This window comes from Pseudomonas crudilactis, assembly GCF_013433315.1.
Classification (GTDB): Bacteria; Pseudomonadota; Gammaproteobacteria; order Pseudomonadales; family Pseudomonadaceae; genus Aquipseudomonas; species Aquipseudomonas crudilactis.
The window spans coordinates 113,578-127,905 of record NZ_WXVV01000018.1 but is presented as its reverse complement, the minus strand read 5'-3'; the positions used below and the strand labels follow the sequence as shown (position 1 = coordinate 127,905).

Sequence of the window (14,328 nt, the reverse complement as noted above, 5' to 3'; positions counted from 1 at the left end):
TACAGGGAAAATGTCGTGTCAGTTAAAGGTGATGTGGAAGTAAGCCAACTTCGGGTTCCGGCCCATGGGGGGTACCCGTGATACGAAGATGTCGTCGACCCGCCCCAGTTCCGGCAATTCAAACGCACAGAGTCCATCGACGAATTCCGTCGGTTGCAGACTGCTCAGTTCGACGCTGAAGGGCATGCGCTCGCTGTAGCGCATTTGCGCCAGAGGCTTTTCCGCAAGTTCGTCGATGTGGATAGGTAACTCAGTGCCATCGGGCAAATGCAGGGTGCCGATCCGCCCCAGCAATGCCTGGAAGTGTTGGCTTTGAACCGATTGCAGCATGTTCTCGCTCCGCCAAGGTTGGAAACCGGGGGAGGTGGCTCCCCCGGCGGTCGGTCAGTTACGCGAAGGGAAAATGCCGTTCAGCGCGATGCTGAAGTTGAGCACCAGATACGGGTTCATCACCGGCATCGGCAGGCCGTTGCCGGTGGGGCTGATCGTCCCGCTGATGGTGGTGGCAGCGCCTTTGAGCGGCACGGGGGATGCGCCCTGCGCGTCGGAAAAGATATTCGCCAGACCCGGCCCGGTGCCCGACGCACCAATGTAGGCGTTGGCCGCCGTCGGCGCGCCGGCCGGATTGCTTGCCGGGTTGGCCAGTTGCACGGTGGTGGTGGCGGTGAGGCCGGCGAGGGTGTGGGTGTGGTTCGGCAGATTGTTGAGGGTGGCCGTGACTTGCTCGGCGCCGGAGATTTCTCCCATGACCCGCGGCGTCAGACCCGCGCCGTTGCCTTGGCAGATCGGCATGCGGCTCTGCAGGTTGGGCAGGCCGAAGTTGACGGTGCCGTTGCCACCGTAAGTGGTGCCGAGCAATGCAAACAGCGCCTGGTTCTGACTGATTCCAATGATCTGACCGTTGCACAAGGCCCAGCCGCTGGGCGCATAGTTGAAGGCAAACGTCAGAACAGTGCCCATGTAAACGTCCATAAAGTCCTTATCCTTCTGATTGGTTGTCGGCGGGCCGCTAGTGGGTTCAGGCGGTTGCTATTGCCTTGGCACTCCGTGGCCAGGTCACGCCACGCCAGAGCGTAGACGCGGATTGGCAAGCTTGCCGGATGTCGTGAAGTCGCAAATCGGCATCGACGGTACTCCTGCGCCTGACCTAGAGTGACTGGCAGGTTCGGGCTTATACAGGCGTGGTGTCGTGGCACGGCAAGAGGCAGCAATGGCGGTCAACAGAGTGACACCGGTGGGCGACACACAGGATCCGCACGCGCTGCCGGGTTCGTGGTTTGCCCGCTTGCGTTTGATCCGCTGGGCCAGGGAACACTGGCTGCTGCCGATTCTGTTGTTGGCTGGCGCCGTACGCTTTTACGACCTGACCGCTGCGGCGATCTGGGGCGATGAAGGTTCCAGCCTGCTGCTGGCGCGCTATTCGTTGGCCGATATCTGGCATCACGCGGCGTTCGATGTGCACCCGCCGCTGTACTTCATGCTGCTGCATGGCTGGATCGAACTGTTCGGCGACGGCATTTTTGCCATCCGTTGCCTCAGCGCTCTGGCCGGTGTCGCTGCGGTCGCCATGGGCATCTGGCTGGTGGATCGCTTGGCCACGCGCCGCGCGGCGATCCTCGCCGGGCTGCTGTTGGCGTTATTGCCGACAGCGGTGCGCTACAGCCAGGAAGTGCGCATGTATTCGCTGCTCGGCCTGCTGCTGATCGCCGCGACGCTGGCGCTGGTCTACTGGATCCGCCGACCGCAGCGTCATCGCTATCTGGTGATTTATGCGCTGTTGATGACGGCCGCGCTCTACACCCATTACTTCGCCGTGCTGGCGGCGCTGTGTCACTGGATTTATCTGGCTGTTATTCGGTTTCGGCGCGGCTATCGCTTGCGGCACATCCAGCGCCCGGGCTGGTGGCTGGCGAACCTGGCCATCGCGGCGTTGTACCTGCCGTGGTTGCCCAACCTGATCGATCTGACGCAGCACATGGAACAACTCAAGGTCGGTGGCGATGTCGGCTGGGAAGACCCGGTGACGCTGGCGTCGTTGCCGTCGATGATCTGGACATGGTTGATCCAGGATGACGGCGAACACTTGCCGTTGCTGGTGTTCGGCGCATTGCCGCTGGCGTTGTTGCTGCTGACGGCGGTGGCGGTGCTGCGGGATCGCAGCGTGTCGCGCGGCAGTGTCCTGCTGGCGTTGTACACCGGCTTACCGCTGTTGCTGGTGTTTGCGGTGTCGTTCATCACGCCGATATTCATCGAGCGCTATCTGACCGCTTACGCCCTGGGTTTGCCGCTGCTGGCGGCGCTGGCCATCGACCGCTTGTACAGCCGCGTGCGGATCCTCGCGATGGCGGTGCTGGTGTCGTTGCTCGGGGTGGAAATGGTTGGCCTGAACAACAACGCCACGGTCGACAGCAACGATCAGTTCGATCGCGTGGTGAACTACGTCAATCAGCATTTCCAGCCCGGTGATCGCATCATCACCAGCGACATGCTCTGGTATTTGAGTTACGTCTACTACGATCGCACCGGCGCACAGGTGCGGCTGTACACGCCGCCCGCTGCGGACGGCCGCTCGCTGCGCCCGAATCAATATGGTTTCGGTACGCTGGTCAGCGCCGATGTCTACCTCGACAGCCTTGCCGACCTTTCCGGCAATGCCCGCATATGGCTGGTCGGCACCCAGGATGGCCCGGCTGAGTTTGCACCAATGCCCGCCACTTGGCAGATCACCGCGCAAGTCCAGGCGGGCGGGGCGCAAGCGCGCTTGATCACGCCGAAATCCGCAGCGCGATAGCGGCTATTGAGACTAAAACGATTCACCTTCAAATTCGCGATTAAAAGTTAACCGATTAGTCCTTTTTGCTCTGAGTTGATATCAAAACACTACTAGTCGCAGGGTGGTTGTTGGACTACGCTTTGCCGGACAAAGGGACTTTAGATCAGGGTGAAGGGATTGCAGCAGTTCCACTTTATCTCCGGCTTGCCGCGTTCAGGCTCCACCCTGCTTTCTGCAATTCTTTTGCAGAACCCGCGCTTTCATGCCGGCATGACCAGCCCGGTCGGATCGCTGTTCGCCAGTGTCCTCGAACAATGCAGCGCCGGCAGCGAGTACGGTGCGGTGATCGACACCGACATGCGCCGTCGCCTGTTGCGTGGTCTGTTCGACGCCTACTATGCCGACAAGGCCGACAAACCGGTGGTGTTCGACACCAATCGGCAGTGGAGTTCGCGTCTGCCGGCACTCAACGACCTGTTTCCCCAGGCTAAAGTGATTGCCTGCGTGCGCAACGTCGCCTGGGTGATGGACAGCCTCGAGCGGCTGTACCGCGCCAATCCCTTTGAAAACACCAAACTGTTTGGCGATGCCGTTGAGCGCAACACGGTGTACAGCCGTTGCGAAACCCTGGCTCAGCGCAATCGCCTGGTGGGTTTTGCCTGGGCCGCGCTCAAGGAAGCCTATTACGGCGAGCAAGCCGACTCATTGCTGATCATCGATTACGACTTGCTGACCCAGGCGCCTGAGCGCGTGTTGCGGCTGGTCTACGAGTTCATTGGCGAGCCTTGGTTCGAGCACGATTTCGAGCATCTGGCCTATGACGCGCCGGAGTTCGACCAGGGCCTTGGCCTGGCTGGCCTGCACAAGGTCAAACCGAAAGTGGCCTTGCAGTCACGGCGCACCATTCTGCCGCCCGACCTGTTCAAGCAATACGCTGATTTGTCCTTTTGGCTCGATGGCTCAGCCAGCGCCGCCAATGTCATTCGTATGAAGTCCGACGCCGCGATCAGTTGATCGCGGCGTTTTTCATTGATGCCTTACGTACCTTCGTTCGAGTTCGGGTGAGCAACATGTGGTGGAGCATTTTTGGCGGTGCAAAGGTCAAGTCTCGGGCAACCGCAGGTCAGCGTTCGCTGGCCGCGCCGATGATCATGTCGCTGGAGCCGCGCATGCTGTTCGACGGCGCGGTGGCTGCCACCGTGGCCGATACCGCTGCGCAAGCCGACAGCCATGCGCCCACCGCGGCCGAGGCGGCCAAGGCGCCGGTGGCTGACCATCCCGTAGCGAGCAAGGACACCCACGGCCAGGCTGATGCCACGCCGGCGGCCAGCCCGGTCGCGGTGCCCGGTCAGAGTGTGGTGTTCGTCGATTCGCGGGTGAAGGATGCCGACAGTCTGCTGCAAGGCATTGCTCCCGGCACGCAAGTGGTGAAACTCGACGCCAGCAAGGATGGTTTGCAGCAGATCGCCGACTTCCTCGATCAACATCACGGCGTCAGCTCGGTGCAGATCATTGCCCACGGCAATGCCGGTGATTTGTGGCTGGGCAACAGTTATCTGTCGGCAGACAACGTCGCTCAACGCAGCGTGGTTCTCGCGGAAATCGGCAAGGACATGAACGCTGGCGGCGATATCCTGATTTACGGCTGCTACACCGCTGAAGGTGATCGCGGCTTGAGTTTCGTCGACTCGCTGGCGCAGTTGACCGGGCGTGATGTGGCCGCTTCGAACAACCGCACAGGCGTAGGTGGCGACTGGGATCTGGAGATCGCCACCGGCACCATCGAAAGCGCCAACGTGCTGTCGAGCAAAGCCATGAGCGAGTACCAGTGGGGCCTGGCCACCTGGACCGCGACCAACAACCTCAACTCGGGCGTCGGCTCGCTGCGCGCGGCGCTGGCCTCGGCGCAGAACGGCGATATCGTCACGTTCAGTTCCGGCATGACCGTGCAGCTCACTTCCGAGCTGCTGATCAACAAGAACATCACCGTCGATGGCGACCTGAACAACGACGGCGTGGCCGACGTGACCCTCGATGGTCAGTACAAAACCCGCGTGGTGGAAGTCACCTCCGGCAGCACCGTGACCCTCGACGGCCTGGTAATCACCAAAGGCCTGGTCGCCGGCAACGGAGGTAACGGCGGCTCGGCGGCGGCGGGCGCCATGGGCGGCGGCATTTTCAACGCCGGCATTCTTACCCTGAACAACGTCACTGTGACCGCGAACGCCGCTTCCGGCGGTGGTGGCGGCGGGGGTGTAACCGGCGGTTATGTCGGCGGTGGCGGTGGCGGCGGTGCGGGTATCGGTGGCCAGACCGGTGGCCATGGCGGTTCGTCCGGCCCGGGTACAGGCACTTATGCCGGGGGCGCAGGCAGTGCCAATGCCGGCGGTTATGGCGGCGGTTACAGCCCGACCGACATGGGTGGCCGGGGCGGCACCAGCACCGGTGGCGTGGGCGGCAATGGCGGCAGCGCCGGTGCCGGTTATAGTCATGGTGGCAATGGTGGTTCGGCGAGCAACGGCAGCCTGTCGATTGGCGGCGGCGGTGGCGGTTCCGGTTGGGACAAAGTCGGCGGTGTTGGCGGCAATGCGGCGGGCGGTATCTACAACGCTGCGAGCGGCACCCTGAAAGTCATCGGCACCTCGGTCATCAGCAATAACATTGCTGCCGGCGGCGGCGGTGGTGGTGGCGGCGGGGTCGGCAGCAACGGTGCCGATGGCGGTGCCGGCGGTCGCGGCGTCGGGGCGATCTGGAACAACGGCGGTGTGGTGCTGATCACCGCGAGCAACTTCGCCGCGATCAGCGGCAACGGCGCCGCCAGCGGTAGCGGTGGTCTTTCCAACGGTGGTTCGACCGGCACGACGCCGAGCGCACTGGTGGGGATCTACAACAACGGCGGCACCCTCAATACTGCTTACGTGGAACCGCCGACCGCCACCATCGTGGTCGCCGACACCGCGCTGAAAATCGGCGAAACCTCGCTGGTGACCATCACCTTCAGTCGCGCAGTAAACGGTTTTACCAACGCCGACCTGACCATTGCCAACGGCACGCTGAACAATGTGTCCAGCGCCGACGGCGGTATCACCTGGACGGCGACGTTTACGCCGACCAACAACATCACCGACACCACCAACCTCATCACCCTCGATAACACCGGGGTGACGGCCGTGTCCGACAGCGTGGCAGGCGTCGGCACTACCAACTCCAACAATTACGTCATCGATACTCAGCGACCGACCGCAACCATCGTGATGGCAGACACTGCCCTGAAAATCGGCGACACCTCGCTGGTGACCATCACGTTCAGCGAGGCAGTGAGCGGTTTCACCAACGCCGACCTGACCATTGCCAACGGTACGCTGACCAACGTCAGCAGCGCCGACGGCGGCATCACCTGGACGGCGACGTTCACCCCGAACGCGAGCATTACCGATGCCACCAACCTGATTACCCTGGACAACACCGGGGTAGCGGATCTGGCCGGCAACGCCGGCAGCGGCACCACCGATTCGGCCAATTATGTAGTCGACACCGTGCGACCGACAGCGACCATTGTCGTTGCCGACACCAATCTCGCGGCAGGCGAAACCTCTGTGGTGACCATCACCTTCAGCGAAGCGGTGAGCGGCTTCACCGCCGCCGACCTGACGGTGGCCAACGGCACCTTGAGCGGACTGAGCAGCAGCGATGGCGGCATTACCTGGACGGCAACCTTTACGCCGAACAGCAGCACCACCGACGCGACCAACCTGATCACCCTGAACAACGCCGGGGTTACGGATCTGGCCGGCAACACCGGTACCGGCACTACCGATTCCAACAACTATGCGATCGATACGCTACGGCCGACGGCGACCATCGTGGTCGCCGACAACGCGCTGAAAATCGGTGAAACCTCGCTGGTGACCATCACTTTCAGCGAGGCGGTGAGCGGCTTCACCAACGCAGACCTGAGCATTGCCAACGGCACGTTGAGCGCTGTCAGCAGCGCGGATGGCGGCATCACCTGGACGGCGACGTTCACGCCGACCAGCAGTATCACCGACGCCACCAACCTGATCACCCTGAATAACAGCGGGGTCGCGGATCTGGCGGGCAACGCCGGCACTGGCACCACCGACTCGAACAATTACGCGATCGACACCGTGCGGCCGACCGCCACCGTAGTGTTTGCGCAAAACACCTTGAAGATCGGCGACACCTCGCTGGTGACCATCACCTTCAGCGAAGCGGTGAGCGGTTTCACCAACGCCGACCTGAGCATCGCCAACGGCACCCTGACAGCTGTCAGCAGCGCGGATGGCGGGATTACCTGGACGGCGACGTTTACGCCGAGCGCGAACATCACCGATGCCACCAATCTGGTGACACTGGACAACACCGGCGTCGCCGACCTGGCCGGCAACGCTGGCAGCGGCACCACCGATTCGAACAATTACAGCATCGACACCCAGCGTCCGACGGCGACCATTGTGATGGCCGATCCTGCCCTGAGCGCCGGCGAAACCTCGCTGGTGACCATCACCTTCAGCGAAGCGATCAGCGGTTTCACCAACGCCGACCTGACCGTCCCCAACGGCACGCTGACGGCGGTCAGTAGTGCGGACGGCGGCATCACCTGGACAGCGACGTTCACGCCGACCGTGGGGGTCAACGACACCAGCAATATCATCACCCTGGCCAACACCGGGATCGCTGACCTGGCCGGCAACGCCGGCACGGGCACGACCAACTCGGGCAACTTCACCATCAACACCGTGGCACCGACCGCGACCATCGTCGTCGCTGACAACAGCCTGACGATTGGTGAGACGACGACGGTGACCATCACCTTCAGCGAAGCCGTCACCGGTTTCAACAATGCCGACCTGACCATCGCCAACGGGACACTCACTGCGGTGAGCAGCAGCGACGGCGGCATCACCTGGACGGCGACGTTCACGCCAACCAGCAACATCACCGACGCCTCCAACCTGATCACCCTCGACAACAGCGGCGTGCAAAACGCCTCCGGCAACGCGGGCAATGGCACCACCAACTCCAACAACTACGCCATCGACACCCAACGCCCAACGGCAACCATTGCACTTGCCGACTCGGCACTGGGCGTCGGCCAGACCACCACCGTGACCATCACCTTCAGCGAGGCGGTCAGCGGTTTGACTCTGGCCGATCTGACCGTGGCCAACGGCACGCTCTCCGGGCTGAGCACGTCGGACAACATCACCTACACGGCGACGTTTACGCCGTCGGCGGGCATCACCGACACCAGCAACATCATCACCCTGGACAACACCGGCATCACTGACATCGCGGGCAACACCGGCAGCGGTACCACCGATTCGGCCAATTACGTCATCGACAGCCAGCGTCCAACCGCCACCATCGTCATCAGTGACACCGATCTGCGTCCCGGTGAATCCGCGCTCGTCACCATCACCTTCTCCGAGGCGGTCAGCGGATTCGACAACAGCGACCTGAGCGTTGCGAACGGCACGCTGAGCAATGTCTCGTCGAGCGACGGCGGCATCACCTGGACCGCAACGTTCACGCCGACCATCGGCGTCAGTGATGCCACCAACCTGATCGTGCTGAACAACGCTGGCATCAGCGATCTGGCCGGCAATGCCGGCACCGGCACCACCAACTCGGCGAACTATGCGGTACAGACCGAAGTGCCGACGGCGACCATCGTCGTTGCGGACACCTCGCTCAAGGCCGGCGAAAGCTCGATGGTAACCATCACCTTCAGTGAAGCGGTCAGCGGTTTCAGCAACGCTGACCTGACCATCGCCAACGGCACCTTGAGCAATGTGGTCTCCAGCGACGGCGGCATCACCTGGACCGCTACGCTGACGCCGACCGCCAACGTCACCGACACCAGCAACCTGATCACCCTCGACAACAGCGGCGTGACCAACGCCTCCGGCAACAGCGGCGTCGGCACCACCGATTCGAACAATTTCGCCATCGATACGGCGTTGCCGACCGCGACCATTGTGGTCGCCGACAATCGCCTGGGCATCGGTGAAACCACCACGGTCACTATCACTTTCAGTGAAGCGGTCAGCGGTTTCGATCTGTCGGACATCAGCGTCGCCAACGGCACACTGGCGAACCTGACCAGCAGCGATGGCGGCATCACCTGGACCGCCACGTTGACACCGACCGCCAACGTCAACGATGCAACCAACCTGATCATCGTCGACACCGCTGGTGTGCAGGATCTGGCTGGCAACCTTGGCGCCAGCATCGCCATTTCCAACAATTACGCGCTGGATGCGACCCGGCCAACGGTGGACATCGTGGTCGCCAATTCGCACTTGGGCATCGGCCAGACCACTATGGTGACCTTCACTTTCAGCGAGGCGGTGAGCAATTTCGACTTGTCCGACCTGAGCGTGACCAACGGTGATCTGAGCAACCTCAGCAGCAGTGATGGCGGCAAGACCTGGACCGCGACCTTCACGCCGACCGCCAACGTCAACGACCCGAGCAACTTCATCGCGCTGGACACCAGCAACGTCACTGACCTGGCCGGTAACGTCGGCAGCACGGTGGCGGTGTCGAACAACTATGCGCTCGACAGCGAACGGCCAACGGCGACGGTGGTGATTGCCAATCCGAACCTCGGCCTCGGCCAGACCTCGCCAGTGACCATCACCTTCAATGAGGCGGTCAGTGGTTTTGATCTGGCGGACATCAATGTCGGCAACGGCACTCTGTCCAATCTGAGCAGCAGTGACGGCGGCAAAACCTGGACCGCGACCCTGACGCCGAATGCCAACGTCAACAGCGCCAGCAATGCCATCAGCGTCAACAGTGCCGGGGTCAGCGATCTGTCAGGCAACAGCGGCAGCGGCGTCAGCAGTTCGAACAATTACGCGATCAACACGGTGCCGCCAGTCGTTCCACCGACGCCGCCCACTGCGCCAATCAGTGTGGTCATTCCCGATCCTTTGATTCGCAGCAGCGACCCGGTGGTGCCACCACCGCCACCGAGCTTGCCGCTGCAACCGATCATCTTCACCGCGCCGACCGGCGATCTCGGCTCCCCGCTGACCTTTGCTCCGCTGTTCGAGCAGCGGGTGATCGGCAACGGCATTCGCCCGCTGGGCGATATTTTCATCAATCACGGCGCTTTGAGCCCGAGCTTTATTGCTCAGGTGTTCGCCAGCAGCGACAACTCGGGTGATGGTTCCGGTCATGGCTTCCTCGGTTTTGGCGGCGGCGATGGCGGCGTCTTCGCCAGCAGCACGCTGTCGAGCCTGTTCAACCAGAACAGCGGCGCCGAGCGCGATTCGCTGAACGCATTTGGCAGTCACTCACTTAAGACCGGCGACATTTCTCAAGGCCTGCGCGGCGTGTTTGGCGCACCGACGCTGGGCCAGCAATTGCAAGAACTCAAAGACAGCGAGCAACACCGGGTCGACAACCTGGCGGCGGCGTTGCAACAGGTCGGTATCAGCGAAATATCGGCCTGAAAAAACCATAACTCAACACTGTGCGGGACCTAGGGGCGATCCAGGGATGAAGAGAAGTCAGAAGTTGTTCGGCGCCAGCCTGCTGGCGCTGGCGATCAGCGGATGTGCGGTGACCAGTGAACCGATTGAGCGCAGCGTCAGTGAACAGCGTGCCAAAAGCGATCTGCAAGGCATGTACAAGGATCAGGAACCGCTGCGCGGTCCGTTGACCCTGCACCAGGCCATGGCCCGCGCCGTGAAGTACAACCTCGAAGGCCGCTTGAAGATCATGGAGGAAGCGCTGGCCAAGCGGCAGCTCGACCTCGCCAGTTTCGACATGCTGCCGCGCATGGCGCTGGACGCCGGTTACGTCGGGCGCAACAACGTTAACGCCTCCAGCAGCCAGAGCGTACGCACCGGCACCCAGTCTCTGGAACCGTCGACCTCGCAGGACCGCGACCGCGACGTCGCCGACCTGACCATGGTCTGGAACGTCCTCGACTTCGGCGTCAGTTACATCAGCGCCAAACAGCAGGGCGACCAGCGCCTGATCGTTCAGGAACGGCGCCGCAAAGTGATCAACACCATCGTCCAGGACGTGCGCTCGGCCTACTGGCGAGCGATGGCCGCCGAACGTCTGCTCAAGCAGATCGACAGCCTGATGGCACGGGTGCAGACCGCCCGCGACAACAGCCAGACCCTGAGCGATCAACGCATTGGCGATCCGGTGCAGTCGCTTGGTTACCAGCGCTCGCTGATCGAAGCGACCCGGCAACTGGAAGAGCAGCGTCGCGCCTTGTCGCTGGCGAAAACCGAACTGGCGACGCTGATCAACCTGCCACTGGGCACCCAACTGACGCTGGCAACCGATGACGGTTATCAGATTCCCGAGCTCAAGGTCGGTCTGGCCAAACTCGAACAAGAAGCGCTGACCAGCCGCCCGGAACTGCGCGAGCAGGATTACCAGACGCGCATCAGCGCCGCCGAAACCCGCAAGGCCATGCTGCGTTTGCTGCCGGGTCTGGAGTTCTCGGCTGGCGGGCATTACGACAGCAACTCGTTCCTCGTCGAACAGGGCTGGGCCGACTACGGCGTCAAAGTCACCTGGAACCTGTTCAACGTGATCTCCGCCCCGGCCGCCATCAACGTCGCCAAGGCCGGCGAAGAAGTCGCCACGGCGCGGCGTCAGGCGATGTCGATCGCGGTGCTGGCGCAGCTCTACGTGGCCAACGCCAATTACCAGGAGGCGCTGCGGCAGTTCAAGACTAACCAGCAACTGTCGGACATCGACGGGCAGATCGTCGGTCAGTTGCGCAACCGCCATCAGGCTGCCGGGATCGGTGAGCTGGACCTGATTCAGGGCGAGCTGAACAACCTGCAAGCAGACCTGCGCCGCGATCTGTCGTACGCCGATCTGCGCAATGCCTACGGCCAGATCTTCGCCAGTGCCGGCCTCGATCCGCTGCCGGATCAGGTGCAGTCGACCGAAGTGCAGTCGATCGCCACCGCGTTGGCCAATCGTGAGTCGGCGTGGGCGGCGGGGGATATCTCCGTGCCGGTGGTGGCGCATGCTCCGGCACCGTGAGGTCAGGGTGCAACCATGAACCGGCCGGCGTTTGCGCGCCTGCCGGTGACGGTGGATTTGCCGCTGCTGTTGCAAGCACTGGAGGCGATTGCCGACGACGCTTGGCGCAGTCACTTCAATGCTGAGTATTTCTCGGGTGACTGGAGCGGTGTCGCGCTGATTTCAGCGGCCGATGCGCTGACCGAGTTGTCGCCCGGTCGCGGCGTACCGCTGCAACGCGCGCCTTGGCTGCGGGATGAGCGCTGGCGACAGGGGCTGCGCAATCTGTCGCTGGATATCGTCAGCGCCCGGCTGCTGCGCCTGGGCCCGGGCGGGCAAATCCATGAGCATCGCGATTACGATCTGGAGGGCCTGCAGGCCGATGTGCGCCTGCATATTCCGTTGCTCAGTCCAGCGCACGTCGATTTCTGGCTCGACGGCCAACGCATGCCCATGCAGGCAGGCGAATGCTGGTTTCTCGATCTCGCTCGCCCGCACCGCGTGGATAACCGTGATACCTCGGCGCGGGTTCATCTGGTCATCGACTGCCGGCCCGGTGCCTGGCTTGCGCAGATGATCACCGAAGGCTTGCCGAGCACACCTGCGCCGGTTTTGGCCGATACCGCGTTGCAATGCTTTCAGACACTGGTCGCGGAGGACGCTGCGCTGTCGCAGGCCTTGCAGACGTTGCACGACCCAGAAGCCTTCATCAGCCGGACGCTGGCACTCGCCGCTGAACGTGGCCTGGGGTTTTCCCGCGAGCAATTGCGCGCGGCAATGCGCAACGGGCGGCGACAGTGGAACGAACAATGGAGCGCTTGAACTTCGACGGCTGGTTGCCGATTCGGGTCTGGCCGGTCGCCGGGCAGTGGCAGGTGGATTGGTGCTGGTTCGGTGACACGCCGTTGCATCAACCATTTTTTCGCGAGGCGGTGGAGGATGCGCTGCGGCTGCCGTTCAATCAGGCTTTTCGACGGCAGACGCCGCTGTCGGCACTGAGCGATTGGCAGGCGCAAAGCCCCGGGCTCGCGCCGAGTGCATTCATTCTGCACGCCTCGCGCTGTGGTTCGACATTGATCAGTCAGATGCTCGCGCGGCTCGATGACCACATCGTGGTCTCCGAGCCGCCGCCACTCGATGCGCTATTACGCAGTGATTTACCCGAAAGCGCACGGCGTGCCGCCCTTCGCGGATTGCTTTCTGCGTACGGGCAGCGCCGTTGCGGCATTGAGCAACGGTTGGTGATCAAGCTCGATGCCTGGAACATTGGTGAGTGGCCGCTGCTACAGGAATGTTTCCCCGATACGCCGTGGCTGTTTCTTTATCGCGACCCTTTGGAAATTGCCGTTTCTCATCTGCGCCGGCCGGGCATGCACATGGTGCCGGGGATGCTCGGCGACTGTGTGCTGGAGGATGGCTTGCCGTTTGAGGGGCGCGAAGATTTCATTGCCCGGCGTCTGGGGCGGTTGCTTGAGGCGGGGTGGATGCATTGCCGGGATTCGGCGGGATTGCTGGTGAATTACAGCGAGCTGCCCGAGGCGATGGCCGATCGTCTGGCGCGGTTTTTCCGCTTGAGCGAAGCGCAGCGCCAGCAAGTATTTACAGCGACCGCACAGCATGCGAAACAGCCTTCACAAGTGTTTGTTGCCGATGGTGAAGACAAGCGCCGCGAGGCTTCGGCACTGTTGCAAACGCGCGTGCACAACTGCACCCGTGCGCCCTATGAAGCGCTGGAAAAACTTCGCCTGAGTGCCACTGCGTTTGCTTCATGACTTGCCGGACAAATCCGCCATGCCCTTGAGCAACTCGATCGGCAACGGGAAGACAATCGTCGAACTCTTGTCACCGGCAATCGAACTCAAGGTCTGCATATAACGCAACTGCATCGCGCCGGGCTGGCGACCGAGCATTTCCGCTGCCTGCATGAGTTTTTCCGACGCCTGCAACTCGCCTTCGGCGTGGATCACCTTGGCTCGCCGCTCGCGCTCGGCTTCGGCCTGTTTGGCGATGGCGCGAACCATCGATTCGTTGAGGTCGACATGCTTGATCTCGACGTTGGCGACCTTGATGCCCCAGGCATCGGTCTGCGCGTCGAGCACTTGCTGAATGTCGATGTTCAACTGCTCGCGTTCGGCCAACAGTTCATCCAGTTCGTGCTTGCCGAGCACGGCGCGCAGGGTGGTTTGCGCCAATTGGCTGGTGGCTGACAGATAATCTTCAACCTGAATAATCGCCTTCTGCGGGTCGAGCACGCGGAAGTACAGCACGGCGTTGACCTTCACCGACACGTTGTCGCGGGTGATCACGTCTTGCGGCGGCACATCGAGCACGACCGTGCGCAGGTCAACCCGGACCATTTGCTGCACCACCGGAATCAGCAGGATCAGACCGGGACCTTTGACCTGCCAGAAGCGGCCAAGCTGGAACACCACGCCGCGCTCGTATTCGCGCAGGATGCGAAACGTCGAACCGGCCAAAGCGATGACCAGTAACAGCAGCGCAACAAAACCGATTTGCAGACCCAT

General features: G+C 62.3%; 9 protein-coding genes. 6 read left to right on the top strand and 3 right to left on the bottom strand.

Annotated elements, in window-relative coordinates; translation table 11 throughout:
* Window positions 1–18 precede the first annotated feature (18 nt).
* Complete coding sequence (locus tag GTU76_RS20025) at window positions 19–330, bottom strand: DUF6916 family protein (protein WP_016985568.1); 312 nt, start codon at window positions 328–330, stop codon at window positions 19–21.
* Window positions 331–384: 54 nt separating this feature from the next.
* Entirely contained in the window at window positions 385–972 is a 588-nt protein-coding gene (locus GTU76_RS20020) for a phage tail protein (protein ID WP_016985569.1), read from the bottom strand.
* Between the two features lie 238 nt (window positions 973–1,210).
* Between GTU76_RS20020 and GTU76_RS20015 the strand changes: the two genes are divergently transcribed.
* The 6 genes from GTU76_RS20015 to GTU76_RS19990 all read left to right on the top strand — a co-directional run bounded on the left by GTU76_RS20015 (window position 1,211) and on the right by GTU76_RS19990 (window position 13,575).
* Window positions 1,211–2,791: a glycosyltransferase family 39 protein gene (locus tag GTU76_RS20015; protein WP_180699406.1), complete on the top strand. Its 1,581-nt coding sequence runs from the start codon at window positions 1,211–1,213 to the stop codon at window positions 2,789–2,791.
* A gap of 150 nt (window positions 2,792–2,941) precedes the next feature.
* Window positions 2,942–3,787, top strand: coding sequence for a sulfotransferase (locus GTU76_RS20010; RefSeq protein ID WP_026000640.1), 846 nt, complete (start codon window positions 2,942–2,944; stop codon window positions 3,785–3,787).
* A gap of 56 nt (window positions 3,788–3,843) precedes the next feature.
* On the top strand, window positions 3,844–10,260 hold the full coding sequence (locus GTU76_RS20005; RefSeq protein ID WP_180699405.1) for an Ig-like domain-containing protein: 6,417 nt from the start codon (window positions 3,844–3,846) through the stop codon (window positions 10,258–10,260).
* A 46-nt stretch (window positions 10,261–10,306) separates the two neighbouring features.
* Window positions 10,307–11,824, top strand: a complete 1,518-nt coding sequence (locus tag GTU76_RS20000) for a TolC family protein (protein ID WP_016983933.1) — start codon at window positions 10,307–10,309, stop codon at window positions 11,822–11,824.
* A gap of 15 nt (window positions 11,825–11,839) precedes the next feature.
* Window positions 11,840–12,625 carry an aspartyl/asparaginyl beta-hydroxylase domain-containing protein gene (locus GTU76_RS19995; protein WP_016983934.1) on the top strand — a complete coding sequence of 262 codons (786 nt, stop codon included), beginning with the start codon at window positions 11,840–11,842 and terminating at the stop codon, window positions 12,623–12,625.
* On the top strand, window positions 12,613–13,575 hold the full coding sequence (locus tag GTU76_RS19990; protein ID WP_016983935.1) for a sulfotransferase family protein: 963 nt from the start codon (window positions 12,613–12,615) through the stop codon (window positions 13,573–13,575). Before GTU76_RS19995 ends, GTU76_RS19990 begins: the two co-directional genes overlap by 13 nt.
* Here the strand turns inward: GTU76_RS19990 and GTU76_RS19985 are convergent.
* Window positions 13,570–14,328 (bottom strand): slipin family protein, encoded by a 759-nt coding sequence (locus GTU76_RS19985; RefSeq protein ID WP_007917711.1) that lies wholly within the window; start codon window positions 14,326–14,328, stop codon window positions 13,570–13,572. The two genes, GTU76_RS19990 and GTU76_RS19985, sit on opposite strands and share 6 nt — an antisense overlap.